Genomic DNA, 26,310 nt, shown 5'->3' with positions numbered 1-26,310 from the left:
TTGAATGAGGGGGATTCCTTGTGTATAGAATGAAACTTTCCTTTTATTTGTAAATGAAAGGGAAGTGAATCCGTATAATAGCTTGTTTTTGTATAAACAACATTTATAGTAACGGAGAATAGGAGGAAGGCCTTTCGTGTTTTTAAAAAGATTAGAAATAGCAGGATTTAAGTCTTTTGCTGAGCGTGTATCTGTTGATTTTGTCCCGGGTGTAACGTCTGTAGTAGGACCTAATGGAAGCGGGAAAAGTAATATTACTGATGCCATTCGCTGGGTACTTGGTGAACAATCTGCAAAATCATTACGTGGTGCAAAGATGGAAGATATTATTTTTGCAGGCAGTGATACGAGAAGAGCAGTTAATGTTGCTGAAGTAACAATAACTTTAAATAATGAAGATCAACGTTTACCGATTGAATATAATGAAGTGTGTGTAACACGTCGTGTATCTCGTTCTGGTGATAGTGATTTTTATATTAATAAACAATCATGTAGATTAAAAGATATTATTGATTTATTTATGGACTCTGGTATGGGAAGAGAAGCTTTTTCGATTATTAGTCAGGGGAAAGTTGAAGAGATCTTAAGTAGTAAATCAGAAGAACGTCGTGGTGTATTTGAAGAAGCTGCGGGAGTACTGAAATACAAACTTCGTAAAAAGAAAGCTGAAGGGAAATTAGCAGACACACAAGAAAACTTAAATCGTGTACAAGATATAATTCACGAATTAAGTAGTCAAGTAGAACCTTTAGAAAGACAAGCTTCTATTGCGAAAGATTATCTCGAGAAAAAAGAAGAATTAGAGAAAGTAGAAGCGGCGCTTATTGTACATGAAATTGAAGAATTACATGAGAAATGGGAAGCGCTTCGAAATCAGTTTGGGCATAATAAAAACGAAGAAGCTAAAATGTCAACGGATTTACAAAAAGGTGAAGAAGAGCTTGAGGAATTACGAGGACAATTACAAGCGGTAGATGAGTCTGTAGATTCCTTACAAGAAGTACTTCTTCTTTCTAGTAAAGAACTAGAAAAGTTAGAGGGACAGCGTGAGTTATTAAAAGAGAGAAAGCAAAATGCAACGACGCATTGTGCACAACTCGAACAGTTAATTGTTGAATTGACAGAGAAAGCTACAAGTTATGATGGTGAAATTGAATCAAGTACAGAAGTGTTGATGCAATTTGTGAATCAAGTGAAAGATTTGGAGACAAAATTGCATGATAATGAGCGATTGCTTGCAACTTTTGCTGACAATTTAGAGGAACAAATTGAGAATTTAAAAGGTGATTATATTGAACTTTTAAATCAACAAGCTAGTCATCGTAATGAGTTATCTATGATTGAAGAACAATCTAAACAACAAAGCTCTAAAAATGAACGCCTTGATGAAGAAAATGCGAAATATGTAGAAATACGTATGGAAATTACAGCGAAAAAGACGAAACTTGTGGAAAGTTATGAACAAGTGAAAGAAAAGGTAGCTGGTATCCTTTCGAACATACAAAAGACAGAAGCAGCACTTGGGAAATGCAAGGCACAGTATAGTGAAAATGAAACAAAACTGTACCAAGCGTATCAATTTGTACAACAGGCACGTTCTCGAAAAGAAATGCTAGAAGAGATGCAAGAAGACTACTCCGGTTTCTATCAAGGGGTACGTGAAGTATTAAAAGCTAGAGAAAATAAGTTGCAAGGTATCGAGGGTGCTGTGGCAGAACTGCTAACGGTACCGAAAGAATATGAAATTGCAATGGAAATTGCTCTAGGTGCAGCTATGCAGCATATTGTCGTACAAAAAGAAGAGCATGCTCGTGATGCAATTGCGTTTTTAAAACAAAATAAACATGGACGAGCAACGTTTTTACCGCAAGCTGTTATTAAAGGTAGATCGTTATCATTTGAGCAATTACGTATTGTAAATCAACACCCATCGTTTGTAGGTGTGGCGGCAGAACTTGTGCAATATAACAATAAATATGAAAATGTAGTTTCGAATTTATTAGGTACTGTTATTGTTGCAAAAGATTTACGCGGGGCGAATGAGTTGGCGAAACAACTACAATACCGTTATCGCATTGTAACAATCGAAGGTGATGTAGTGAACCCTGGTGGTTCTATGACAGGTGGAGCGGTAAAACAGGCGAAATCTTCTTTATTAGGACGTCAACGTGAATTAGAAGAGTGGACGAACAAGTTAACTGATATGGAAGAAAAAACAACGAAGTTAGAGAACTTTGTTAAAGCCGTAAAACAAGAGATTCAAGAAAAAGAAGTGCAAATACGCGAACTAAGGCAAAGTGTAGAAACAGAGCGTGTAGATGAGCAGAATTTAAGAGAAGAAATTAATCGTTTAGAATTAGAAGAACACCGTATTAATGATCGCTTATCTATTTACGATTTAGAGATTGAAGGCTTCTTACAAGATCAAGTGAAAATACAAGGGCGTAAAGAAGAACTAGAAAAGATTTTAGCGACTCTTCAAGCAGAGATTACAGAATTAGATAGCAAAATCGCAGCTTTAACAAAACAAAAAAGTGAGCAGCATTCTTCGAAAGAAAAAGTTCAAAAAGAAATGACTGAATTAAAAGTGTTGGCGGCTGAAAAGCAACAACGCTTATCTAATCAGAAAGAAAAAGTTGAACGATTGACGAAGGAAAAAGAAGAGACGGATGCAACGCTTGTCAAAACGAAAGAGGATTTAGCATTCTTAAAACAAGAAATGACATCGAATTCAAGTGGTGAAGAACAAATTACGAATATGATTGAGAAGAAAGCATATGATCGTAATCAAACTTCAGAGTTAATTCGCTCTCGTCGTGAACAACGTATATCTTTACAAGAGAGAGTAGAACATTTAGAGCGTAATCTGAAAGAAACAACAGGTAAACATAAATACATTCTTGAGATGTTGAAGGATCAAGAAGTAAAAATAAACCGACTTGATGTAGAGTTAGAAAATAGATTACAACATTTACGTGAAACATATACGATTTCGTTTGAAGCAGCAAAACTGAAGTATACAATGACGATGCCTGCCGAGGATGCACGTAAAAAGGTGAAACTAATTAAACTATCCATCGAAGAGCTAGGAACAGTAAACTTGGGAGCAATTGATGAGTATGAGCGTGTAGCAGAGCGTCATACATTCTTACTAGAGCAAAAAGATGACCTAGAAGAAGCGAAAACGACATTGCACCAACTAATTACTGAAATGGATGAAGAAATGAAAAAACGCTTTTCTACCACGTTTGAAGGAATTCGAATGGAGTTTCAATCGGTATTCTCTGAATTATTTGGAGGCGGTAGGGCGGATTTAGTCATGACGAATCCAGAAGACTTATTAAATACGGGTATTGATATAGTAGCGCAACCACCAGGGAAGAAACTGCAAAACTTAGGTTTACTGTCAGGTGGAGAGCGTGCTTTAACAGCAATTGCGCTGTTATTTGGTATTTTAAAAGTGCGCCCAGTCCCATTCTGTGTACTAGATGAGGTAGAGGCGGCTCTTGATGAGGCGAATGTTGCCCGTTTTGCTCAGTATTTAAAGAAATTTAGTGATGAGACACAGTTTATTGTAATTACACATAGAAAAGGTACAATGGAAGAGTCTGACGTATTGTACGGTGTAACAATGCAAGAGTCAGGGGTATCCAAACTTGTTTCGGTTCGTTTAGATGATGGAGAAGAACTAGTTGCAAGCAAATAGGAAGGATGGGACAGTATGAGCTTTTTTAAAAAGTTAAAAGAAAAAATTTCAAAACAAACAGATACGGTAACAGAGAAGTTTAAACACGGATTAGAAAAAACGAGAAATTCGTTTGCAGATAAAGTAAATGATTTAGTCTTTCGTTACCGTAAAGTAGATGAAGATTTTTTCGAAGAATTAGAAGAAATTTTAATCGGTGCGGATGTTGGCGTTTCGACAGTAATGGAATTGATTGATCAATTGAAAGAAGAAGTGCAACGTCGTAACATTCAAGATCCAAAAGAAGTACAAGCTGTTATTTCAGAAAAATTAGTAGGGATTTACAAAGGTGACAGTGACTTTAGTAACGAAATTAATGTGCAAGAGGATCAATTAACAGTTGTTTTATTTGTCGGTGTTAACGGCGTAGGAAAAACGACGACAATTGGTAAACTAGCACATAAATTTAAATCGGAAGGTAAATCTGTTCTATTGGCGGCAGGAGATACATTCCGTGCTGGAGCGATTGAACAATTAGAAGTATGGGGCGATCGCGTTGGTGTAGAAGTGATTAAACAAGGATCAGGGTCTGATCCAGCAGCGGTTATGTATGATGCTGTACAAGCTGCAAAAGCACGTAAAGTAGACGTATTACTATGTGATACAGCAGGACGTTTACAAAATAAAGTGAACTTAATGAAAGAGTTAGAGAAAGTAAAGCGTGTAATTGAGCGCGAAGTACCAGGAGCTCCTCATGAAGTATTACTTGTAATTGATGCTACAACAGGACAAAACGGTTTAAGTCAAGCGAAAACATTCCGTGAAGCAACGAATGTTACTGGTATTGTTTTAACGAAGTTAGATGGTACTGCTAAAGGTGGTATTGTATTAGCGATTCGAAACGAAATGGATGTACCGGTGAAATTCGTTGGATTAGGGGAACAAATGGATGATCTGCAACAGTTTGATCCAGAACAATATGTGTATGGTTTATTTGCGAACTTAGTAGAAACAGAAGAAGTATAAGTGAAAGAAGCGGTATTTCCCGCTTCTTTTTCTATAAAAATATGTGATGTTAAGAAAAAAACTTGACACTCTTTTGTACTCCATGTAAACTAATTGATGTAAAGGGAAATCACTTAACAAAGGATGATCCAACATGCTCGAAAAAACAACGAGAATGAACTATTTATTTGATTTTTATCAATCGTTGTTAACGCAAAAACAGAGAAGTTATATGTCGCTTTATTATCTAGATGATTTATCTCTTGGTGAAATTGCGGAAGAATTTGATGTAAGTCGCCAAGCCGTGTATGATAACATTAAACGGACTGAAGCGATGCTTGAAGAATATGAAGATAAATTAGTATTACTTCAAAAGTTTCAAGAGCGACAGCGACTTGTTGCAAAGCTAAAACAGCTAATCAGCGAAGAAGAGCATGTGAATGAAGAAATGAAACAAGTTGTTGAAGCTATCGAAAAATTAGATTAGGAGGGCGGCAATATGGCATTTGAAGGATTAGCCGACCGACTTCAACAGACAATGCAAAAAATCCGCGGCAAAGGAAAAGTTTCTGAAGCCGATGTGAAAGAAATGATGAGAGAAGTTCGTCTAGCTCTTTTAGAAGCGGACGTTAACTTTAAAGTAGTAAAAGATTTTGTAAAGCGTGTGTCTGAACGTGCTGTCGGACAAGATGTAATGAAAAGTTTGACACCTGGACAACAAGTAATTAAAGTTGTACAGGAAGAACTTACAGAACTTATGGGTGGAGAGCAAAGCAAAATTGCTGTTGCTAATAAGCCACCGACTGTTATAATGATGGTTGGTCTGCAAGGTGCAGGTAAAACGACAACAACAGGTAAACTTGCGAATTTACTGCGTAAAAAGCATAATCGTAAACCAATGCTTGTTGCAGCGGATATTTACCGTCCAGCAGCGATTAAACAGCTTGAAACATTAGGGAAGCAATTGGACATGCCTGTTTTCTCTTTAGGAGATCAAGTTAGTCCAGTTGAAATTGCGAAACAAGCGATTGCAAAAGCAAAAGAAGATCATCACGATTATGTTTTAATTGATACAGCAGGTCGTCTGCATATTGATGAAGAACTAATGGATGAATTAGCGAAAGTGAAAGAAGTTGCGAAACCGGATGAAATTTTCCTAGTTGTCGATGCGATGACGGGACAAGACGCGGTAAATGTAGCACAAAGTTTCCATGAGCAGTTAGGTTTAACAGGTGTTGTATTAACGAAATTAGATGGTGATACGCGCGGTGGTGCGGCATTATCTATTAAGGCTGTAACAAACACACCTATTAAATTTGCTGGTATGGGTGAAAAACTAGATGCAATTGAAGCGTTCCATCCAGAACGTATGGCATCCCGTATTTTAGGGATGGGAGACGTCTTAACATTAATTGAAAAAGCGCAAGCTACAGTTGATGAAGAGAAAGCAAAAGAACTTGAGCAAAAAATGCGTACGCTTTCGTTTACGCTTGACGATTTCCTAGAACAACTTGGACAAGTACGTCAACTTGGACCGCTTGACGAATTGTTAGGAATGCTTCCTGGTGCAAATAAAATTAAAGGGCTGAAAAATGCACAAGTTGATGAAAAACAAATTGGGCATATTGAGGCAATTATTCGTTCTATGACTAAATTAGAGCGAGAACAACCGGAAATAATCAATGCTAGTCGCAAAAAGCGCATTGCCAAAGGTAGCGGTACAACGGTACAAGAAATCAATCGTCTAATCAAGCAATTTGATGATATGAAAAAAATGATGAAGACGATGACTGGAATGCAAAAAGGTAAGAAAAAAGGACTAGGTGGATTGAAGTTTCCATTCATGTAAGGAAAAAAAGATGGCTCTGTTAAGAAAAAATACTTTACAAAGCAATAGTCTTTTTGCTAATATAATTATCTGTGTGAAATAAATTCGGAGGTGCTTTATAAATGGCAGTTAAAATTCGTTTAAAACGTATGGGAGCTAAAAAAACTCCTTTCTATCGTGTAGTTGTTGCAGATTCTCGTTCTCCTCGTGACGGACGTTTCATTGAGGAAATCGGTACTTACAATCCGGTTGCTCAACCAGCTGAAGTTAAGATCAACGAAGAAGCAGCATTAAAATGGTTAGGAAATGGTGCTAAACCATCTGATACAGTTCGTAACTTATTCTCTAACCAAGGTATCATGGAGAAATTCCACTTATCTAAACAAGGTAAGTAATTGAGGCAATGACTATGAAGAAGTTAGTCGAGACGATTGTCAAGCCTCTTGTCGATCATCCTGAAGATGTAAAAGTTACACAGGAACTTTACAACGGAGAGATAAAGTATCGATTAACTGTACATCCTGAGGATGTTGGAAAAGTCATTGGAAAGCAAGGGACAGTTGCGAAAGCAATTCGAATGCTCTTGTATTCAGTGGGACATCATAACGATGAAAAAGTAACACTGGAAATTCAATAAACGTAAAAAGGGCGAGGAGTTATATCCTCTCCCTTTTTTAACATTTAAAGACAAATTGCATGTTCCATATGTGAAATGGAGATGCTTAATTTATATGGAAACCAGGGGGGACATACTATTTATGACAAAATGGTTTAATGTAGGAAAAATTGTAAATACTCATGGCGTAAGAGGAGAAATTCGTGTGATTTCTCGTACTGATTTTCCGGAAGAGCGATATAAAGTAGGAAACACTTTATACATATCGAATGAGAAAAGTACAGATTACCTTCCAGTGAAAGTAACTTCTCATCGTCAACATAAGACATTTGATTTATTAACATTTGAAGGATACAACAATGTAGATGAAGTAGAGAAATTTAAAGGTTCTTTAATAAAAGTACCAGAAGAGCAGTTAGGTGAACTAGCTGAGGGAGAATACTACTATCATGAAATTATTGGTTGTAACGTTGTAACAGAAGAGGGAGAGGCATTAGGAACGATCAAAGAAATCTTATCACCTGGTGCGAATGATGTTTGGGTAATTAAACGTCCAAAAGGTCAAGATCTGTTAATTCCCTATATTGATGATGTTGTGCTTCAAGTTAACATTGAGAATAAATTAGTAACCATTCATGTAATGGAAGGGTTGCTATAATGAAAATTGACATTTTAACATTGTTTCCAGATATGTTTACAGGTGTGTTTGGATCTTCAATTTTAAAGAAAGCACAAGAAAAAGAAGCGGTAGAGCTTCGTGTTGTCAATTTCCGCGATTATACAACGAGTAAGCATAATAGCGTAGATGATTATCCGTATGGTGGTGGTGCTGGGATGGTATTAACCCCTCAGCCTATTTTTGATGCTGTAGAAGATTTAACGAAAGAGACAGAGCGTAAGCCGAGAGTTGTCTTAATGTGTCCGCAGGGTGAAAGATTCACTCAGAAGAAAGCGGAAGAGCTTGCAGAGGAAGAACATGTAATCTTTGTATGTGGGCATTATGAAGGATATGACGAACGAATTCGTGAACATCTCGTAACAGATGAAATTTCTATTGGTGACTATGTATTAACCGGTGGAGAGTTAGCTTCTATGGTTATTACTGATAGTGTTGTACGTCTCCTGCCAGGAGTATTAGGGAATCATGCTTCGCAAGTCGAGGATTCATTTAGTACAGGTTTATTAGAGCATCCTCATTATACACGTCCAGCTGATTTTCGTGGTATGAAGGTGCCGGATGTATTAATGTCGGGAAATCATAAAAATATTGATGAATGGCGACATAAAGAATCACTACGTCGTACGTACACGCGTAGACCAGATTTATTGGAAGAACGAGAGTTGTCTAAGCAAGAAGAGAAATGGTTAGAACAGATTAAAGAAGGCAAATAAGGACTTGATATATTTGCTATTGCAACAGTTCTAGCAATATGCTATTATAACACTTGTGCTACTGAAATCAGTAGCCGTATTAACGATGTTCCGCTGTAATTTATTTAGACTTTATAAGAGCATCTGTTTAAAGGAGAGAATTTAATATGCAACAATTAATCGCAGAAATTACAAAAGGCCAATTAAAAACTGACCTTCCTTCATTCCGTCCTGGAGACACTTTACGTGTACACGTAAAAGTAGTTGAGGGAACTCGTGAAAGAATTCAGCTTTTCGAAGGTGTTGTAATCAAACGTCGTGGTGGCGGAATCAGTGAAACATTCACAGTTCGTAAGATTTCTTACGGTGTAGGTGTTGAGCGTACATTCCCAGTTCACACGCCAAGAATCGCGAAAATCGAAGTACTTCGCCGTGGTAAAGTACGTCGTGCTAAGTTATACTACTTACGTAACCTTCGCGGTAAAAAAGCACGTATTAAAGAAATTCGATAAGACATGTATGGGAGCTTGTAAATGCACAAGCTCCCTTTTTCCAATCTATATAAAATTTTGATATAATACGAGCAGCTTACATAATCGTGGAGGGGAAAAGCATGAAGAAAGAAAAGAGTTCACTTTGGGAATGGATCAAGGCAATTTTGATTGCAGTTGTATTAGCGGGTGTTATTAGACAGTTTTTCTTTGCGCCAATTCTCGTAGATGGGGTATCGATGGCGTCTACTTTACATGATCGCGATCGAATGATTGTCAATAAAATTGGTTATCACATAGGAGATCCGAAACGATTTGATATTATTGTATTCCGAGCAACGGAAGATAAAGATTATATTAAACGCATTATCGGCCTGCCAGGCGATGAAATAGAGTATCGTAATGATAAACTATATGTTAACGGAAAGCCTTATGAGGAGCCGTATTTAGACAAGCAGAAAAAACAAATTGCTGACGGACCGCTTACATATGATTTTACTCTTGAAGAAATGACAGGGAAGAAAACTGTTCCAGAAGGTCAATTATTTGTTTTAGGCGATAATCGTCGTTTTAGTAAAGATAGTCGTTCAATTGGTACAATTTCAATGGACCAAGTAATTGGAAAAGCAAATATACTATATTGGCCGTTAAAAGATGCACGTATTGTGAAATAAAAGAAAAAGAAGGTGGCAACATGGTAATTCAATGGTTCCCGGGACATATGGCAAAGGCTAGACGCCAAGTAACAGAAAAATTAAAGTTAATTGATGTTGTAATTGAGCTTGTAGATGCTCGATTACCTTTATCTTCTCGAAATCCAATGATCGATGAGATTATTACACATAAACCGAGGCTTGTTGTTTTAAATAAAGCTGATATGGCTGATGATCATTTAACGAAGCAATGGATCGCATATTTTAAAGAAAAAGGCCATATGGCAATTTCAATTAACGCACAAGCTGGACAAGGTATGAAGGAAATTGCAGCAGCTTGTAAAGTGTTGGTGAAAGAAAAATTTGATAAAATGGTTGCGAAAGGTATTAGACCAAGAGCGATTCGTGCATTAATTGTCGGTATACCGAATGTTGGTAAATCCACGTTGATTAATAAATTGGCGAAGAAAAATATTGCTAAAACGGGAGATCGCCCTGGTGTGACAACAGCTCAACAATGGATTAAAGTTGGGAAAGAAATGGAATTATTAGATACACCTGGTATTTTATGGCCTAAATTTGAAGATCAATTAGTGGGTCTTCGTTTAGCGACTACGGGTGCAATTAAAGACTCTATTTTAAATCTGCAAGATGTAGCTATTTATGCGTTACGTTTTATGGAGAAACATTATCCGGAACGTTTGAAAGAGCGCTATAATTTAAATGACATTCCAGAAGAGATTGTGGAGTTATTTGATGCGATTGGAAAAAACAGAGGTTGCTTAATGGGCGGCGGAATGATTGATTATGATAAAACATCTGAACTTGTACTTCGTGAGCTTCGTGGTGGCAAACTTGGAAAAATGACGTTTGAAACACCAGAAGAGTTTGCAGAGCAGACAGAAGATGCAGAAAAAGTAGAATAAGTATAAGACGTGCGTTTGTACGTCTTTTCTTTTTTGTATATAAAGGGAGTGGCATGAATGCAAAAAGTGACGATTCAAGAAGCGGAACATTTACTGCAAGAAATTATGAATGAAGAGGACGACCGCTTTCAAGTATTAATGAAGGATGAGCGAAAAGGGGTACAAAAACTCATTTTGAGGTGGTATAAACAAAAAGAGTTAGCACAAAAGGAAAAAGAAAAATTTCTAGAAATGTCTAAGTATGAAAATGCGTTACGTGAAAAAGGCCACACATATATTGCAGGTATAGATGAAGTAGGTCGTGGACCGTTAGCTGGGCCTGTCGTGACGGCAGCTGTTGTCCTTCCGGAAGGTTTTTATATTCCAGGGTTAAATGACTCGAAAAAGCTGAGTGAGGCGAAGCGAGAGCGTTTTTATGGTGAAATTAAAGCACAAGCAATTGCGATTGGAGTTGGAATTGTATCACCACAAGTTATTGATGAGATAAATATTTATCAAGCGACGAAACAAGCGATGTTAGATGCTGTTGCAAATTTATCTTGTACACCAGAACATTTATTAATTGATGCGATGAAACTTCCTACACCAATTCCGCAAACATCCATCATTAAAGGTGATGCGAAAAGTATTTCTATTTCAGCTGCATCTATTATTGCGAAAGTAACGAGAGATCGTATGATGAAAGAGCTTGGAGAAAAGTATCCTGCATATGGATTTGAACAACATATGGGATATGGCACGAAACAACATTTAGAAGCGATTGAAGTGCATGGAGTATTAGAAGAACACCGGAAATCGTTTGCGCCAATTAAAGATATGATTCAAAAATAAGCTGTATTTTTGCAGCTTATTTTTTATTTTGACATATAAACATTACTATTTTCAAAAAAGAATAAAGCGATTTCAGTTTTCTGACACTTTATTGTAGACAGCGTGCCAATCATCTTATACAATGGCAATGTAATGTTTTTTAAACATTAAAAAACTTTTCGAGTAAAACAGGAAAACAGGGGAGGATGGGACCATGAATATCCATGAGTACCAAGGTAAGGCAGTCCTTAGAAGCTATGGGGTTAGCGTTCCGAACGGGAAGGTTGCATTTACAGTAGAAGAAGCTGTAGAAGCAGCGAAAGAATTAGGAACGGATGTATGTGTAGTAAAAGCACAAATTCACGCTGGTGGACGCGGCAAAGCTGGCGGAGTAAAAGTTGCAAAAAATTTAGATGAAGTTCGTACATATGCAGAGAGCATTTTAGGAACTACACTTGTGACACATCAAACAGGTCCTGAAGGTAAGGAAGTAAAACGCTTACTTATCGAAGAAGGTTGCGATATTAAAAAAGAATATTATGTAGGTCTTGTGTTAGATCGTGCAACTTCTCAAGTTGTTTTAATGGCGTCTGAAGAAGGCGGAACAGAAATTGAGGAAGTAGCAGAAAAAACACCTGAAAAAATCTTTAAAGAATATATTGATCCAGCAGTAGGCTTACAAGGCTTCCAAGCGCGCCGAATCGCATTTAACATTAATATTCCAAAAGAGCTTGTAGGACAAGCTGTGAAGTTTATGATGGGCTTATACCGTGCGTTTATCGAAAAAGATTGCTCTATCGCTGAGATTAATCCACTTGTTACAACAGGTGACGGTAAAGTTATGGCATTAGATGCGAAATTAAACTTTGATTCTAATGCATTATATCGCCATAAAGACATTTTAGAACTTCGTGATCTTGAAGAAGAAGATGCAAAAGAAATTGAAGCTTCTAAATATGACTTAAACTACATTCCTTTAGATGGAAATATCGGTTGTATGGTTAATGGTGCAGGTTTAGCGATGGCTACAATGGATATCATTAAACATTACCATGGTGATCCAGCTAACTTCTTAGATGTTGGTGGCGGTGCGACAGCTGAAAAAGTTACAGAAGCATTCAAAATTATCCTTTCTGACAAAAATGTAAAAGGTATCTTCGTTAACATTTTTGGTGGCATCATGAAGTGTGATGTTATCGCAGAAGGTGTTATTGAAGCGACAAAGCAAGTTGGCCTTGAGTTGCCTTTAGTTGTACGTCTTGAAGGTACAAACGTAGAGTTAGGTAAGAAAATTTTAAATGAGTCTGGCTTAAATATTGTTGCAGCAGAATCTATGGCAGACGGTGCACAAAAAATTGTTTCACTAGTGGGCTAATAGAAAGCGGGGGAGAAAAATGAGCGTATTAGTTAATAAAGATACAAAAGTTATTGTTCAAGGTATTACAGGTTCTCAAGGGTTATTCCACACAAAGCAAATGATTGAATACGGTACGAAAATTGTCGGTGGTGTAACACCAGGTAAAGGTGGCACTGATATTGAAGGTGTACCAGTATTTGATACAGTAGAAGATGCAGTGAAGGCAACAGGCGCAAATGCTTCAGTTGTATACGTTCCACCCGCTTTTGCGGCTGATGCAATTATGGAAGCAGTTGATGCAGAAATTGATTTAGTAGTATGTATTACTGAAGGAATTCCTGTATTAGATATGGTAAACGTAAAGAGATATATGGCGGGTAAACATACACGTTTACTTGGACCAAACTGCCCGGGTGTTATTACGCCTGATGAATGTAAAATCGGTATTATGCCAGGATACATTCATAAAAAAGGCCATGTAGGTATCGTATCTCGCTCTGGTACATTAACGTATGAGGCTGTACATCAGTTAACACAAGAAGGTATTGGCCAATCTACTGCTGTAGGTATCGGCGGGGACCCTGTTAACGGTACAGACTTTATTGATGCGTTAAAAGCATTTAACGAAGATGAAGAAACACATGCTGTAATTATGATTGGTGAAATCGGTGGTACAGCGGAAGAAGAAGCAGCTGAGTGGGTAAAAGCTAATATGACAAAACCTGTTGTAGGCTTCATTGGTGGTCAAACTGCGCCTGAAGGCAAACGTATGGGCCATGCTGGGGCAATCATTTCTGGTGGTAAAGGAACTGCTGCAGAAAAGATTAAAACAATGGAAGCTTGTGGTATTAAAGTAGCGGAAACTCCAGCGGTTATGGGTGGAACGCTAATCTCTGTCTTAAAAGAAAAAGGTCTATTTGAGACTTGTAAAAACTATTAATCTTTTGAAAGACACCTTCTTGCTTGAAGGTGTCTTTTTACACAATTATTGTTTACATAATAAAAATTATGGGTAAGGAGATTTGAGATGAAAAGAGAACGATTATTACATCTTCATTACTTGTTAGCAGATCATTGGAAGGGGATGGAAAGACTATTATATGTCGATCCAGAATTGAAAGGAATATACGCTTTTAATGCAAAACAAATTGAATATTATACTGGAATATCCTCACAAAAATCTTCAGAATTAGTAAATTTTCTTCAAAGTTCAAGTCTCCCACAATATATATCTTATTTAAAGAAAAATCGAATCTTTTATATGACTATATGGGATGAAGATTATCCACAACTTTTACGTGAAATACAAGATCCCCCCTTTGTGTTATATGGAAAAGGAAAGAAGGATTTTCTCAATAAATCGAATAAATTAGCGGTTGTTGGAACGAGAGAACCGACTTTATATGGACAGGAGAGTTTAGAATTTATTTTACACCCAATATTAGAAAGAGGATGGCTTATTGTAAGTGGTTTTGCAAGAGGGATAGATACGATGTCACATGAAATTACAGTAAGACGACATTGCCCAACTATTGCGATACTAGGACATGGCTTATCGTATATATATCCAAAGGAGAATCAATATTTATATGAGGCGTGGAATGAATATATATTGTTATTAACAGAGTACCCTCCGCACTATGCACCGAAAAAATGGTATTTTCCAAAAAGGAACCGAATTATTAGTGGTATAAGTAAAGGGGTTTTAGTTGTAGAAGCGAAATCAAGAAGTGGAACACTTATTACTGCGGACCTTGCTTTAGAGCAAAATAGAGAGGTATTTGCACTTCCTGGACCTATATTTATAGAGAGTGCATCAGGAACGAATCATCTAATTCAACAAGGAGCGAAACTAGTAAGAAATGCAGAAGATATCCTAGAAGAGATTTTAAATTAACCTTATATTTTTATGTTTTTATTAAACAATTATTGACAAATGGTAGATAGGCGCTGTATGGTATATTCATTCTTGATTGACAAAAACAAGAGAAATCAATAAGATTAATGAAGACTTGAATCCACCTCTTAAGGAGGCACTAGCATGTCAGATTACCTCGTAATCGTGGAGTCGCCTTCTAAGGCGAAGACCATTGAGAAATATTTAGGGAAAAAATACAAAGTTGTCGCGTCTATGGGACACGTTCGCGATTTACCTAAAAGCCAAATGGGGATAGAAGTAAAGAACAACTTCACCCCGAAATATATTACCATTCGTGGTAAAGGTCCCGTCTTAAAAGACTTAAAATCAGCGGCAAAAAAAGCAAAGAAAGTCTATCTCGCGGCCGATCCAGACCGCGAAGGGGAAGCAATTGCTTGGCATTTAGCAAATACGTTAAATGTGGACGTTGAATCAGATTGTCGAGTTGTGTTTAATGAGATTACAAAAGATGCAATAAAAGAATCATTTAAACATCCTCGTGCGATTAATATGGATTTAGTAGATGCACAACAAGCAAGACGTATACTAGATCGTCTTGTTGGTTACAATATTAGTCCTTTATTATGGAAGAAAGTAAAAAAAGGATTAAGTGCAGGACGCGTACAATCTGTAGCAGTTCGTTTAATTATCGAACGTGAAAGAGAAATTCAAAGCTTTGAACCTGAAGAATTCTGGACAATTAAGACAGAATTTGTGAAAGGGAAAGACACATTTGAAGCAAGCTTTTACGGTGTAGATGGAGAAAAAGTTCAATTAACGAATGAAACGCAAGTGAATGAAATAATTGAACAGCTGAAAGAAAATGCGTTTTCAGTTGAAAATGTAACGAGAAAAGAGCGAAAACGTAATCCCGCATTACCATTTACAACATCTTCCTTGCAACAAGAGGCAGCGCGTAAGTTAAACATGCGAGCAAAGAAAACAATGATGCTTGCGCAGCAATTGTATGAAGGAATCGATCTTGGAAAACAAGGAACTGTAGGTCTTATTACGTATATGAGAACCGATTCAACTCGTATCTCAGAAACGGCTCAAACAGAGGCTCGTACTTACATTACTGAGGCGTATGGTACGGAATACATAGGAACAGGAACAGAAAAGAAGAAAGAAACGAAAAAATCAAATGCACAAGATGCGCATGAGGCGATTCGTCCTACTTCGGTAATGAGAAAGCCAGAGGAACTAAAGAGTTTCTTAGGTCGTGACCAACTTCGGTTGTATAAATTGATTTGGGAGCGATTTGTTGCAAGTCAAATGGCGTCTGCTATAATGGATACTGTGACAGCGAGGCTCATTAATAATAATGTTCAGTTCCGTGCAAGTGGATCAGTTGTAAAGTTCCCAGGGTTTATGAAAGTGTATGTAGAATCGAAAGATGACGGGGCTGAAGAAAAGGATAAGATGTTACCACCTTTAGAAGTAGGGGAAACAGTATTTTCTAAGGATTTAGAACCGAAGCAACACTTTACACAACCTCCGCCGCGCTATACAGAGGCTCGTCTAGTAAGAACACTTGAAGAGCTTGGAATTGGGAGACCGTCGACTTACGTACCGACACTTGAAACGATTCAAAAACGTGGATACGTAGGTTTGGATAATAAACGCTTCGTTCCAACTGAACTTGGTGAAATAGTAATTGAACTTATTTTAGAGTTTTTCCCAGAAATTATTAACATTGAATTTACTGCTAACATGGAGCAAAGTCTTGATGAAGTAGAAGAAGGAAATGCGAATTGGGTGAAAATTGTTGATGATTTCTACGTAGGCTTTGAACCGCGTTTAGAAAAAGCGGAAAAAGAAATGCGTGAAGTGGAAATTAAAGATGAACCAGCTGGGGAAGACTGTGAATTATGTGATCACCCAATGGTCTTTAAAATGGGTAAATACGGGAAATTTATGGCTTGCTCGAATTTCCCAGATTGTCGTAATACAAAACCGATTGTGAAAGAAATCGGTGTTACTTGTCCGAAATGTGATAAAGGTCAAATTATTGAACGTCGTAGTAATAAAAAGAAACGTCTTTTCTATGGGTGCGGTACATATCCAGAATGTGACTTTGTATCTTGGGATAAGCCGATTGGCCGTAAATGTCCGAAGTGCGAAGGTATGCTTGTAGAGAAGAAGTTGAAAAAAGGCGTGCAAGTACAATGTATTTCGTGCGATTATGAAGAAGAACAACAAATGTGAGCGTAACTGCTCACATTTTTTTCGGGAAGAAAAGGAAAGGTGATATAAATGACAACACAAGTAGTAAACGTCATTGGCGCAGGTCTTGCAGGAAGTGAAGCAGCTTACCAAATTGCAAAACGTGGTGTCCAAGTTAGATTATATGAAATGAGACCGGTAAGGCAAACGCCAGCTCATCACACAGATAAATTTGCTGAATTAGTATGTAGTAACTCACTTCGTGCAAACACTTTAACCAATGCTGTTGGTGTTATTAAAGAAGAAATGCGCTTAATGGATTCAGTTATTATTCGTGCAGCTGATGAGTGCTCTGTACCAGCAGGAGGGGCTTTAGCTGTAGATCGTCATGAATTTGCGGCAAAAGTAACGGAATATGTGAAAAACCATCCGAACGTAACTGTGATGAATGAAGAAATCACTGAAATTCCAGAAGGTCCTACTGTTATCGCGACAGGTCCACTTACGTCTCCTGATCTTGCTGCACAATTAAAAGAATTAACAGGTGAAGACTATTTTTATTTCTATGATGCTGCAGCACCGATTGTTGAGAAAGACAGCATTGATATGAATAAAGTGTATTTAAAATCTCGTTATGATAAAGGTGAAGCGGCATATTTAAACTGCCCGATGACAGAAGAGGAATTTGATCGTTTTTACGAGGCTTTAATCGCTGCTGAAACAGTACCTTTAAAAGAATTTGAAAAAGAAATTTTCTTTGAAGGTTGTATGCCGGTAGAAGTTATGGCAAGTAGAGGAAGACAGACACTAGTATTTGGACCGATGAAACCTGTTGGATTAGAAGATCCGAAAACAGGGAAAACGCCATATGCTGTTGTTCAGTTGCGTCAAGATGATGCAGCGGGAACGCTATACAATATCGTAGGTTTCCAGACGCATTTAAAGTGGGGACCACAAAAAGAAGTGTTACAGTTGATTCCAGGACTGGAAAACGCAGAGATTGTACGTTATGGTGTAATGCATCGCAATACGTTTATTAATTCACCTAACTTGCTTCGTCCAACATATCAATATAAACAACGTGATGATTTATTCTTTGCTGGTCAAATGACTGGAGTAGAGGGGTATGTTGAATCGGCGGCGTCAGGATTACTAGCAGGTATTAATGCTGCTCGACTTGTGAAAGGTGAAGAGCCAGTTGTATTACCGCCTGTAACTGCAATGGGAAGTATGGCGAACTATATTACTGCGACAAACGCGAAAAACTTCCAACCAATGAATGCAAACTTCGGTCTGTTTGCACCGTTAGAGAAGAAAATTAAAAGGAAAGCAGAACGTAATGAAGCCTATGCAACACGCGCTTTAGAAACGATTCAAAATTTTGTAAATATTTAGTTAAATTTCTTGCAAAGGCTACTAAGTTGTGATACGATTTAGTAGCCTTTATTGAGGTGAATTGTGTGAATGTGAAGAAATTGTTACAATTATTCGTTGGATATTTACAAATTGAAAGAAATTATTCAAAATATACAATTGCAAGTTATCAAAATGATTTAGAACATTTTGTGCAATTTATGGAGCGAGAAGGCATATCCTCTTTTTTAGATATTACATACGCGGATGTTCGTTTGTACTTAACGACGTTGCACGATGAAAAGTTAGCCCGTAAATCTGTCGCAAGAAAAGTATCAAGCTTACGAAGTTTATATCGTTTTTTGATGCGTGAAGGTTATCGGAAAGATAATCCGTTTGCACTTGCGTCACTCCCCAAAAAAGAATTGTCAATCCCAAAGTTTTTATATGCTGAAGAATTAGAGGAATTATTTGAAGTTTCTGACACGGAAACGCCGCTAGGTCAAAGGAATCAAGCTTTATTAGAGTTGATGTATGCGACTGGGATCCGTGTGAGTGAATGTGTTAATTTACAACTTACCGATATTGACTTTGCGGTGGGAACAATTTTAGTAATGGGAAAAGGAAAAAAACAAAGATATATTCCGTTCGGGAGTTATGCGCAGGATGCTTTAATTACTTATATAGAGAACGGGAGAAAACAGTTAGCTCAAAAAACTGAAGAACACTCTCATATGGTATTTTTAAATGCGAAAGGCACGCCGCTGACAAGTCGAGGGGTACGTTATGTATTAAATGAACTCATTAAGAAGGCTTCACTGACAATGCGGATAAGTCCCCATATGTTAAGGCATACATTTGCTACACACATATTAGATGAAGGGGCAGATTTACGTACTGTACAGGAGCTACTCGGTCATGAGAATTTGTCGACGACACAAATTTATACGCATGTCTCTAAAGAAAGATTGCGTTCTGTCTACATGAAGCATCACCCACGGGCATAAATTGCTTTTAAAGCTATAAAAACATATAAAGGAGTTTTTTCTATGGGGAATTTCCACGCTACAACGATATTTGCAGTTCATCATAATGGAGAATGTGCAATGGCTGGAGATGGCCAGGTGACAATGGGAAATGCGGTTGTAATGAAACATACAGCTCGTAAAGTCCGTAAACTTTTCCAAGGGAAAGTTTTAGCTGGTTTTGCAGGTTCCGTTGCTGACGCATTTACTCTTTTTGAAATGTTTGAAGGGAAATTAGAAGAGTACAATGGGAACTTGCAGCGTGCTGCAGTTGAGATGGCAAAACAATGGCGTGGCGACAAAATGTTACGTCAGCTAGAAGCGATGCTCATTGTCATGGATAAAACAACTATGCTTCTTGTTTCAGGTACAGGAGAAGTGATTGAACCAGATGATGGTATTTTAGCAATTGGATCTGGCGGGAATTATGCGCTTTCTGCAGGTCGTGCTTTAAAGCAATATGCAAGTGAACATTTAACAGCGAAGCAAATTGCGAAAGCGAGTTTAGACATTGCTGGCGATATTTGTGTTTATACAAACCACAATATAATTGTGGAAGAATTGTAGAATCGTAAGGGAGGCATTTTATATGCATTTACATTTTACTCCGCGTCAAATTGTGGAAAAATTAGATCAATACATTATCGGTCAAAAAGATGCGAAGAAAGCGGTTGCTGTAGCTTTAAGAAATCGTTACCGCCGAAGTAAATTAGCTGAAAATCTACGTGATGAAATTGCACCTAAAAATATTTTAATGATTGGACCGACAGGTGTTGGTAAAACAGAGGTCGCACGACGAATGGCAAAACTCGTTGGAGCACCTTTTATTAAGGTTGAAGCTACGAAGTTTACAGAAGTTGGATATGTAGGTAGAGATGTAGAATCGATGGTACGTGACCTTGTAGAAACGTCAGTTCGTATCGTGAAAGAAGAAATGGTAATTAAAGTACAAGACAAAGCAGAAGAGCAAGCGAACCAACGTCTTGTTGAAATTTTAGTGCCGAGTCCGGAGAAACAATCTGGATTTAAAAACCCATTAGAAATGCTATTTGGCGGTGCTCAAAATTCGAATCAAACATCAGATGAGCAGGAAGATGTTGAAATTGAAAAGAAACGTCAAGATGTAGAAAGAAAGCTAGCTGCAGGACTTCTTGAAGATGAGATTGTATCGATTGAAGTGACTGAGCAACAGTCTTCTATGTTCGATATGTTACAAGGAACTGGCATGGAACAAATGGGAATGAATTTCCAAGATGCATTAGGAAGTTTTATGCCGAAAAAAACAAAAAAACGTAAACTTTCTGTGAAAGAAGCAAGAAAACTCTTGACAAATGAGGAAGCACAGCGCTTAATTGATATGGATGAAGTTACACAAGAGGCTGTTTATCGTGCTGAACAGCTCGGGATTATTTTTATCGATGAAATTGACAAAATTGCTGGTAAGCAGTCGAATAGCGTAGATGTATCACGTGAAGGTGTGCAACGTGACATTTTACCAATTGTAGAAGGATCGAATGTTGCGACAAAATACGGATCAGTAAAAACGGATTATATTTTATTCGTTGCAGCTGGAGCGTTTCATATGTCTAAACCGTCGGATTTAATTCCGGAACTGCAAGGGAGATTTCCGATTCGAGTAGAATTAACAAAATTGTCTACAGATGATTTTGTTAAAATATTAATCGAACCTGACAATGCGTTAATTAAACAATATATGGCTTTATTAGCGACTGAAGGTATAGAAATTGAATTTTCAGACGAAGCTATTCGTAAGATTGCTGAGATTGCTTATCAAGTTAATCAGGATACAGATAATATTGGAGCAAGAAGACTTCATACGATTATGGAGAAGCTCCTTGAAGATTTATCGTTTGAAGCATCTGAAATTACGTTAGAGAAAATAACGATAACACCTCAATACGTTGAGGAGAAATTAGCAACGATTGCTAAAAATAAAGATGTGAGCCAGTTTATTTTGTAATTGTGTCATCAGGTGACTCGCCCTAGTTTCCAAGTGATGAAAAAATATGTGAGTAACATGTAGGAGGAACTTTTGAAATGGAATTATTAGCAAAAACAAGAAAATTAAATGCTTTATTACAGAGCGCAGCAGGAAAGCCTGTAAACTTTAGAGAAATGTCTGACACAATGTGTGAAGTAATCGAAGCGAACGTATTCGTAGTAAGCCGTCGTGGTAAATTACTAGGTTATGCAATTCACCAACAAATTGAGAATGAGCGTATGAAACAAATGCTTGCAGAGCGTCAATTCCCGGAAGAATACACACAAAGCTTATTCAACATTACAGAAACATCTTCTAACTTAGATGTAAACAGTGCTTACACAGCATTCCCGGTAGAAAATAGAGAATTATTCGGTCAAGGTTTAACTACAATCGTACCAATCGTTGGTGGCGGTGAGCGTCTAGGCACATTAGTGTTAGCTCGTCTTGGTCAAGAGTTCTTAGACGATGATTTAATCCTTGCTGAATACAGTTCAACTGTAGTAGGTATGGAAATTTTACGTGAAAAAGCAGAAGAAATCGAAGAGGAAGCACGTAGTAAAGCTGTTGTTCAAATGGCGATTAGCTCATTGTCTTACAGTGAGTTAGAAGCAATCGAGCATATCTTCGAAGAATTAAATGGAACAGAAGGATTACTTGTTGCAAGTAAAATTGCTGATCGCGTAGGAATTACTCGTTCTGTAATCGTAAATGCACTACGTAAATTAGAAAGTGCTGGTGTTATTGAGTCTCGCTCTTTAGGTATGAAAGGAACATACATTAAAGTGCTAAACGACAAGTTTCTACAAGAACTTGCTAAATTAAAAACAAACTAATTTATAAAAACTCTCCTCCCTTGAGGAGAGTTTTTTTGTATATAAGAGGTTGATGTTGTTTGTGAACAGCGCCATAATCATGTTTTTTAGAAACTATTATTTGAATTTCACTTTTTTGCTTAAAAGAAATACAGGCTGGTAATACTAGAATTCGAGTGTGAATAAAGAAAGTTTTACATTGTTCGCATTTTCGACTTGATTGTAATATTTCAGTATGATATAGTAAGCAGTGGTGTCAGTACAAAGTACACACGTTTACTGATTTAAGTGTTGGTGCTACGTTTGTAGTTTCGCTTAGAGATGAAGTAAACGGAGGATATCAAAAACCATTTAGGAGGAACTATATTATGTCAGTAATTTCTATGAAGCAATTGCTTGAAGCTGGTGTTCATTTCGGACATCAAACTCGTCGTTGGAACCCAAAAATGAAGCGTTACATTTTCACAGAGCGTAACGGTATCTACATCATCGACTTACAAAAAACTGTGAAAAAAGTTGAGGAAGCTTACAGAACGATGCGTGACATCGCTGCTGAAGGTGGAGACATCTTATTCGTAGGTACTAAAAAACAAGCACAAGAAGCTATTAAAGAAGAAGCAACTCGTGCTGGTATGTACTTCGTTAACCAACGTTGGTTAGGTGGAACTTTAACAAACTTCCAAACAATCCAAAAGCGTATCAAGCGTCTTAAAGACATCGAAAGAATGCAAGAAGATGGTACTTTCGAAGTACTACCTAAGAAAGAAGTTGTTCAACTTAAAAAAGAGTTAGAGCGTCTTGAGAAATTCTTAGGCGGTATTAAAGATATGAAAGGTCTTCCAAGTGCATTATTCGTAGTAGACCCTCGTAAAGAGCGTATTGCAGTTGCTGAAGCACGCAAATTACACATTCCAATCATCGGTATCGTTGATACAAACTGTGATCCAGACGAAATCGATCACGTTATCCCAGCAAACGATGATGCAATTCGTGCTGTAAAACTTCTTACATCTAAAATGGCAGACGCGATCCTTGAAGCAAAACAAGGTGAAGAAACTGTTACTGCGTAACAAAGTTGGAAAGGTGATAAGGGGTTCGGCCTTTTATCACCTTTTTTAAGGTATAAACACCTTTATAAAAGGTATAAATACATATTTTAGGAGGATGAAAAGTATGGCAATCACTGCACAAATGGTAAAAGAATTACGTGAAAAAACTGGCGCAGGTATGATGGACTGCAAAAAAGCTTTAACAGAAACTAATGGCGACATGGAGAAGGCAATTGACTTCTTACGTGAAAAGGGTATTGCGAAAGCTGCTAAAAAAGCAGACCGCATCGCTGCTGAAGGTTTAACTTTCATCGAAACAAACGGTAACGACGGTTTAATCTTAGAATTAAACTCTGAAACTGATTTCGTTGCGAAAAACGAAGGTTTCCAAACATTAATTAAAGAATTAGCTGCTCACTTATTAACTAACAAACCAGCTAACGTTGAAGAAGCTATGGCTCAAACGATGGAAAACGGTAAAAAAGTTGAAGAGCACATCAACGAAGCAATCGCTAAGATTGGTGAAAAACTTACACTTCGTCGTTTCGAAATCGTATCAAAAACTGATGCAGATGCATTCGGTGCTTACCTACACATGGGTGGACGCATTGGTGTACTAACAGTTCTTGAAGGTTCTACTGATGAAGCAGCTGCTAAAGATGTTGCAATGCACATCGCTGCAGTTAACCCTAAATACATCGACCGCGATGCTGTAACAGCTGAAGAAGTTGAGCATGAGCGTCAAGTATTAACACAACAAGCATTAAACGAAGGCAAGCCTGAAAAAATCGTTGCAAAAATGGTTGAAGGCCGTCTTGGCAAATTCTTCGAAGAGATTTGCTTACTTGACCAAGCATTCGTTAAAAACCCTGATATGAAAGTTCGTCAGTTCGTTGAGTCTAAAGGCGGAACATTAAAAGGATTCGTTCGCTACGCTGTTGGTGAAGGTATCGAAAAACGCGAAGACAACTTTGCTGAAGAAGTAATGAACCAAGTAAAAGGTAGTAACTAATACAGATTAGGGAACACATTGTGTTCCCTTTTTTAAAATAAAGATGTAAGCAATTGGAGGTTCATTATGAGTAAACCGAAATATAATCGTGTCGTTTTAAAGCTGAGTGGAGAAGCTTTAGCTGGCGAGCAAGGATTTGGAATTAACCCAGCTGTTATTAAATCAGTTGCGGAACAAGTGAAAGAAATTGCAGAACTTGATGTAGAGGTTGCTGTTGTTGTTGGTGGCGGAAACATTTGGCGTGGAAAAATCGGAAGTGAAATGGGAATGGATCGCGCTGGAGCAGATTACATGGGTATGTTAGCGACAGTTATGAACTCATTAGCTCTTCAAGATAGCCTAGAGAACATTGGAATTCAAACTCGTGTTCAAACTTCAATCGAAATGCGTCAGGTAGCAGAGCCTTACATTCGTCGTAAAGCAGTTCGTCATCTAGAGAAAAAACGTGTTGTGATCTTTGCAGCAGGTACAGGTAACCCATATTTCTCTACAGATACAACAGCAGCACTACGTGCAGCGGAAATCGAAGCAGACGTTATCTTAATGGCGAAAAACAATGTAGATGGTGTATATAATGCTGATCCATCTCTTGACCCAACAGCTACGAAATACGAAACACTTACTTACTTAGATGTATTAAAAGAAGGTTTAGGTGTAATGGATTCAACAGCTTCTTCTTTATGTATGGATAACGACATTCCATTAATTGTATTCTCAGTTATGGAAAAAGGTAATATTAAACGTGCCGTTTTAGGCGAAAATATTGGAACAGTTGTAAGGGGGAAATAAATATGGGACAACAAGTATTGAAGTCTTCAAATGAAAAAATGGAAAAAGCAGTTGCTGCTTACTCTCGTGAATTAGCAACAGTTCGTGCAGGTCGTGCAAGTTCGTCTGTATTAGATAAGGTACAAGTTGATTACTATGGTGCACCAACACCTGTTGTGCAATTAGCGAACATTACAGTTCCAGAAGCACGTTTACTTGTAATTCAACCTTATGATAAAACTTCTATCGGTGATATTGAAAAAGCAATCTTAAAAGCAGATTTAGGCTTAAATCCTTCTAATGATGGAACTGTAATTCGTATTGCATTCCCTGCATTAACAGAAGAGCGTCGTCGTGATCTTGTAAAAGTTGTGAAAAAATATGCTGAAGAAGCAAAAGTTGCTGTTCGTAACGTACGTCGTGACGGTAATGATGATCTTAAGAAGCTTGAAAAAGCTGGCGATATTACAGAAGATGATTTAAGAGGATATACTGAAGATATCCAAAAAGAAACAGATAAATATATTGCAAAAGTTGACGAAATCGCAAAAAACAAAGAAAAAGAAATCATGGAAGTGTAATAGCGATACCTTCGCAAATATGACCCTCTTCTTAAGGGGGTCTTTTTACACTTTTAGGCATATGTCTGCTTGCTGGAGGGTATGAATGATGTTTAAAAACTTTCCTTTTTTTAAAAGTAAAAAGGTCGCATCGTTTGATCATCTCGTTGAAGAAGTGAAAAAAGGATACATCCCAGAACATATTGCCATTATTATGGATGGTAATGGAAGATGGGCAAAGAGGAGAGCGATGCCTCGTATTGCGGGACATCATGAAGGCATGCAAGTTGTAAAGAAAATCACAAAATTTGCAAGCAAACTTAATGTGAAAGTATTAACTCTTTATGCTTTTTCAACTGAGAACTGGAAAAGACCGAAAAAGGAAGTTGACTATTTAATGAGGCTTCCAGAAGAATTTCTAGGTACATTTTTACCAGAATTGATTGAAGAGAACGTACAAGTCCGAGTAATAGGGCAACAAGATCGTCTTCCTACGCATACACGCAGAGCGATGGAGAAGGCCATGGAAGACACGAAAGAGAATACGGGATTAATTCTTAATTTCGCGTTAAACTATGGAAGTCGAGATGAAATCGTTTCTGCTGTGCAACATATGATGAAAGATAGTGAGGAAGGAAAGGTTCGTATTGAAGATGTAAGTGAAGAAATGCTTTCTTCCTACTTAATGACGAGCTCGTTACCTGATCCTGAGTTGTTAATCCGTACAAGTGGAGAGTTACGTATTAGTAATTTCATGTTATGGCAAATTGCATATTCGGAATTTTGGTTTACAGATGTGTATTGGCCAGACTTTACGGAAGAACATTTGCTAAATGCGATCACAGACTTTCAACATAGAGGGCGCAGATTCGGAGGCGTGTAGAAAGAGAGGGTTTGGTA

The 26,310-nt window shown here is 37.6% G+C and carries 26 protein-coding genes; all 26 read left to right on the top strand.

Translation table 11 applies throughout. The annotated features are described in order from the left end of the window. Nucleotides 1–136 precede the first annotated feature (136 nt). The 26 genes from smc to uppS all read left to right on the top strand — a co-directional run bounded on the left by smc (nt 137) and on the right by uppS (nt 26,293). Nucleotides 137–3,706 carry a chromosome segregation protein SMC gene (gene smc, locus DN390_RS09750; RefSeq protein ID WP_097949886.1) on the top strand — a complete coding sequence of 1,190 codons (3,570 nt, stop codon included), beginning with the start codon at nt 137–139 and terminating at the stop codon, nt 3,704–3,706. Nucleotides 3,707–3,721: 15 nt separating this feature from the next. Then, nucleotides 3,722–4,711, top strand: a complete 990-nt coding sequence (gene ftsY / locus DN390_RS09745) for a signal recognition particle-docking protein FtsY (RefSeq protein ID WP_060631996.1) — start codon at nt 3,722–3,724, stop codon at nt 4,709–4,711. A gap of 133 nt (nt 4,712–4,844) precedes the next feature. Next, nucleotides 4,845–5,177 (top strand): putative DNA-binding protein, encoded by a 333-nt coding sequence (locus DN390_RS09740; RefSeq protein WP_000891061.1) that lies wholly within the window; start codon nt 4,845–4,847, stop codon nt 5,175–5,177. A gap of 12 nt (nt 5,178–5,189) precedes the next feature. Continuing rightward, a complete protein-coding gene (gene ffh / locus DN390_RS09735) occupies nt 5,190–6,539 on the top strand; it encodes a signal recognition particle protein (RefSeq protein ID WP_000863460.1) in 1,350 nt (449 codons plus the stop codon). Nucleotides 6,540–6,640: 101 nt separating this feature from the next. Then, complete coding sequence (gene rpsP, locus DN390_RS09730) at nt 6,641–6,913, top strand: 30S ribosomal protein S16 (RefSeq protein ID WP_000268750.1); 273 nt, start codon at nt 6,641–6,643, stop codon at nt 6,911–6,913. A gap of 14 nt (nt 6,914–6,927) precedes the next feature. Continuing rightward, on the top strand, nt 6,928–7,155 hold the full coding sequence (locus tag DN390_RS09725) for a KH domain-containing protein (protein WP_060631995.1): 228 nt from the start codon (nt 6,928–6,930) through the stop codon (nt 7,153–7,155). Nucleotides 7,156–7,276: 121 nt separating this feature from the next. Further along, nucleotides 7,277–7,792 (top strand): ribosome maturation factor RimM, encoded by a 516-nt coding sequence (rimM, locus tag DN390_RS09720; protein WP_060631994.1) that lies wholly within the window; start codon nt 7,277–7,279, stop codon nt 7,790–7,792. Beyond that, nucleotides 7,792–8,526 carry a tRNA (guanosine(37)-N1)-methyltransferase TrmD gene (gene trmD, locus DN390_RS09715; RefSeq protein ID WP_060631993.1) on the top strand — a complete coding sequence of 245 codons (735 nt, stop codon included), beginning with the start codon at nt 7,792–7,794 and terminating at the stop codon, nt 8,524–8,526. The genes rimM and trmD overlap by 1 nt, the downstream gene beginning before the upstream one ends. A gap of 146 nt (nt 8,527–8,672) precedes the next feature. Then, complete coding sequence (gene rplS, locus DN390_RS09710) at nt 8,673–9,017, top strand: 50S ribosomal protein L19 (protein ID WP_001186516.1); 345 nt, start codon at nt 8,673–8,675, stop codon at nt 9,015–9,017. A 101-nt stretch (nt 9,018–9,118) separates the two neighbouring features. Further along, nucleotides 9,119–9,670 carry a signal peptidase I gene (gene lepB, locus DN390_RS09705; protein ID WP_060631992.1) on the top strand — a complete coding sequence of 184 codons (552 nt, stop codon included), beginning with the start codon at nt 9,119–9,121 and terminating at the stop codon, nt 9,668–9,670. A 20-nt stretch (nt 9,671–9,690) separates the two neighbouring features. Beyond that, a complete protein-coding gene (gene ylqF, locus DN390_RS09700; protein WP_147807266.1) occupies nt 9,691–10,575 on the top strand; it encodes a ribosome biogenesis GTPase YlqF in 885 nt (294 codons plus the stop codon). Between the two features lie 57 nt (nt 10,576–10,632). Continuing rightward, nucleotides 10,633–11,406, top strand: coding sequence for a ribonuclease HII (gene rnhB, locus DN390_RS09695; RefSeq protein WP_147807265.1), 774 nt, complete (start codon nt 10,633–10,635; stop codon nt 11,404–11,406). A gap of 193 nt (nt 11,407–11,599) precedes the next feature. After that, complete coding sequence (sucC, locus tag DN390_RS09690; protein WP_001020788.1) at nt 11,600–12,760, top strand: ADP-forming succinate--CoA ligase subunit beta; 1,161 nt, start codon at nt 11,600–11,602, stop codon at nt 12,758–12,760. A 19-nt stretch (nt 12,761–12,779) separates the two neighbouring features. After that, complete coding sequence (gene sucD, locus DN390_RS09685; protein ID WP_147807264.1) at nt 12,780–13,682, top strand: succinate--CoA ligase subunit alpha; 903 nt, start codon at nt 12,780–12,782, stop codon at nt 13,680–13,682. 87 nt (nt 13,683–13,769) lie between these two features. Next, nucleotides 13,770–14,639: a DNA-processing protein DprA gene (gene dprA / locus DN390_RS09680; protein WP_097949884.1), complete on the top strand. Its 870-nt coding sequence runs from the start codon at nt 13,770–13,772 to the stop codon at nt 14,637–14,639. A 144-nt stretch (nt 14,640–14,783) separates the two neighbouring features. Further along, nucleotides 14,784–16,868 (top strand): type I DNA topoisomerase, encoded by a 2,085-nt coding sequence (gene topA, locus DN390_RS09675; protein ID WP_060631988.1) that lies wholly within the window; start codon nt 14,784–14,786, stop codon nt 16,866–16,868. Nucleotides 16,869–16,916: 48 nt separating this feature from the next. Continuing rightward, nucleotides 16,917–18,221, top strand: coding sequence for an FADH(2)-oxidizing methylenetetrahydrofolate--tRNA-(uracil(54)-C(5))-methyltransferase TrmFO (gene trmFO, locus DN390_RS09670; RefSeq protein WP_060631987.1), 1,305 nt, complete (start codon nt 16,917–16,919; stop codon nt 18,219–18,221). A 65-nt stretch (nt 18,222–18,286) separates the two neighbouring features. After that, nucleotides 18,287–19,186, top strand: coding sequence for a tyrosine recombinase XerC (gene xerC / locus DN390_RS09665; protein WP_147807263.1), 900 nt, complete (start codon nt 18,287–18,289; stop codon nt 19,184–19,186). Between the two features lie 42 nt (nt 19,187–19,228). Continuing rightward, complete coding sequence (gene hslV, locus DN390_RS09660) at nt 19,229–19,771, top strand: ATP-dependent protease proteolytic subunit HslV (RefSeq protein ID WP_000526271.1); 543 nt, start codon at nt 19,229–19,231, stop codon at nt 19,769–19,771. Between the two features lie 22 nt (nt 19,772–19,793). Further along, nucleotides 19,794–21,185, top strand: a complete 1,392-nt coding sequence (hslU, locus tag DN390_RS09655) for an ATP-dependent protease ATPase subunit HslU (protein WP_060631985.1) — start codon at nt 19,794–19,796, stop codon at nt 21,183–21,185. 77 nt (nt 21,186–21,262) lie between these two features. Then, on the top strand, nt 21,263–22,042 hold the full coding sequence (gene codY, locus DN390_RS09650) for a GTP-sensing pleiotropic transcriptional regulator CodY (RefSeq protein WP_000421290.1): 780 nt from the start codon (nt 21,263–21,265) through the stop codon (nt 22,040–22,042). A gap of 347 nt (nt 22,043–22,389) precedes the next feature. Further along, nucleotides 22,390–23,091, top strand: a complete 702-nt coding sequence (rpsB, locus tag DN390_RS09645; RefSeq protein WP_000111485.1) for a 30S ribosomal protein S2 — start codon at nt 22,390–22,392, stop codon at nt 23,089–23,091. 103 nt (nt 23,092–23,194) lie between these two features. Continuing rightward, nucleotides 23,195–24,082 carry a translation elongation factor Ts gene (gene tsf, locus DN390_RS09640; protein ID WP_060631984.1) on the top strand — a complete coding sequence of 296 codons (888 nt, stop codon included), beginning with the start codon at nt 23,195–23,197 and terminating at the stop codon, nt 24,080–24,082. A gap of 66 nt (nt 24,083–24,148) precedes the next feature. Continuing rightward, complete coding sequence (pyrH, locus tag DN390_RS09635) at nt 24,149–24,871, top strand: UMP kinase (RefSeq protein WP_060631983.1); 723 nt, start codon at nt 24,149–24,151, stop codon at nt 24,869–24,871. A 2-nt stretch (nt 24,872–24,873) separates the two neighbouring features. Then, nucleotides 24,874–25,431, top strand: coding sequence for a ribosome recycling factor (frr, locus tag DN390_RS09630; protein ID WP_000531504.1), 558 nt, complete (start codon nt 24,874–24,876; stop codon nt 25,429–25,431). Nucleotides 25,432–25,516: 85 nt separating this feature from the next. Then, complete coding sequence (gene uppS / locus DN390_RS09625; protein WP_060631982.1) at nt 25,517–26,293, top strand: isoprenyl transferase; 777 nt, start codon at nt 25,517–25,519, stop codon at nt 26,291–26,293. The last annotated feature ends 17 nt before the right edge of the window (nt 26,294–26,310 follow it).

Origin of the sequence: Bacillus sp. SH7-1 (assembly GCF_008042405.1) — a bacterium.
Taxonomy (GTDB): domain Bacteria; phylum Bacillota; class Bacilli; order Bacillales; family Bacillaceae_G; genus Bacillus_A; species Bacillus_A thuringiensis_N.
This window is presented reverse-complemented; position numbering and strand designations above follow the sequence as displayed.

What these genes read in the sequence shown, in the direction of transcription:
- ftsY (WP_060631996.1), top strand. Translation starts at nt 3,722, where the DNA reads ATGAGCTTTTTTAAAAAGTTAAAAGAAAAAATTTCAAAACAAACAGAT.
- DN390_RS09740 (WP_000891061.1), top strand. Translation starts at nt 4,845, where the DNA reads ATGCTCGAAAAAACAACGAGAATGAACTATTTATTTGATTTTTATCAA.
- ffh (WP_000863460.1), top strand. Translation starts at nt 5,190, where the DNA reads ATGGCATTTGAAGGATTAGCCGACCGACTTCAACAGACAATGCAAAAA.
- rpsP (WP_000268750.1), top strand. Translation starts at nt 6,641, where the DNA reads ATGGCAGTTAAAATTCGTTTAAAACGTATGGGAGCTAAAAAAACTCCT.
- DN390_RS09725 (WP_060631995.1), top strand. Translation starts at nt 6,928, where the DNA reads ATGAAGAAGTTAGTCGAGACGATTGTCAAGCCTCTTGTCGATCATCCT.
- rimM (WP_060631994.1), top strand. Translation starts at nt 7,277, where the DNA reads ATGACAAAATGGTTTAATGTAGGAAAAATTGTAAATACTCATGGCGTA.
- trmD (WP_060631993.1), top strand. Translation starts at nt 7,792, where the DNA reads ATGAAAATTGACATTTTAACATTGTTTCCAGATATGTTTACAGGTGTG.
- rplS (WP_001186516.1), top strand. Translation starts at nt 8,673, where the DNA reads ATGCAACAATTAATCGCAGAAATTACAAAAGGCCAATTAAAAACTGAC.
- lepB (WP_060631992.1), top strand. Translation starts at nt 9,119, where the DNA reads ATGAAGAAAGAAAAGAGTTCACTTTGGGAATGGATCAAGGCAATTTTG.
- ylqF (WP_147807266.1), top strand. Translation starts at nt 9,691, where the DNA reads ATGGTAATTCAATGGTTCCCGGGACATATGGCAAAGGCTAGACGCCAA.
- rnhB (WP_147807265.1), top strand. Translation starts at nt 10,633, where the DNA reads ATGCAAAAAGTGACGATTCAAGAAGCGGAACATTTACTGCAAGAAATT.
- sucC (WP_001020788.1), top strand. Translation starts at nt 11,600, where the DNA reads ATGAATATCCATGAGTACCAAGGTAAGGCAGTCCTTAGAAGCTATGGG.
- sucD (WP_147807264.1), top strand. Translation starts at nt 12,780, where the DNA reads ATGAGCGTATTAGTTAATAAAGATACAAAAGTTATTGTTCAAGGTATT.
- dprA (WP_097949884.1), top strand. Translation starts at nt 13,770, where the DNA reads ATGAAAAGAGAACGATTATTACATCTTCATTACTTGTTAGCAGATCAT.
- topA (WP_060631988.1), top strand. Translation starts at nt 14,784, where the DNA reads ATGTCAGATTACCTCGTAATCGTGGAGTCGCCTTCTAAGGCGAAGACC.
- trmFO (WP_060631987.1), top strand. Translation starts at nt 16,917, where the DNA reads ATGACAACACAAGTAGTAAACGTCATTGGCGCAGGTCTTGCAGGAAGT.
- hslV (WP_000526271.1), top strand. Translation starts at nt 19,229, where the DNA reads ATGGGGAATTTCCACGCTACAACGATATTTGCAGTTCATCATAATGGA.
- hslU (WP_060631985.1), top strand. Translation starts at nt 19,794, where the DNA reads ATGCATTTACATTTTACTCCGCGTCAAATTGTGGAAAAATTAGATCAA.
- codY (WP_000421290.1), top strand. Translation starts at nt 21,263, where the DNA reads ATGGAATTATTAGCAAAAACAAGAAAATTAAATGCTTTATTACAGAGC.
- rpsB (WP_000111485.1), top strand. Translation starts at nt 22,390, where the DNA reads ATGTCAGTAATTTCTATGAAGCAATTGCTTGAAGCTGGTGTTCATTTC.
- tsf (WP_060631984.1), top strand. Translation starts at nt 23,195, where the DNA reads ATGGCAATCACTGCACAAATGGTAAAAGAATTACGTGAAAAAACTGGC.
- pyrH (WP_060631983.1), top strand. Translation starts at nt 24,149, where the DNA reads ATGAGTAAACCGAAATATAATCGTGTCGTTTTAAAGCTGAGTGGAGAA.
- frr (WP_000531504.1), top strand. Translation starts at nt 24,874, where the DNA reads ATGGGACAACAAGTATTGAAGTCTTCAAATGAAAAAATGGAAAAAGCA.
- uppS (WP_060631982.1), top strand. Translation starts at nt 25,517, where the DNA reads ATGATGTTTAAAAACTTTCCTTTTTTTAAAAGTAAAAAGGTCGCATCG.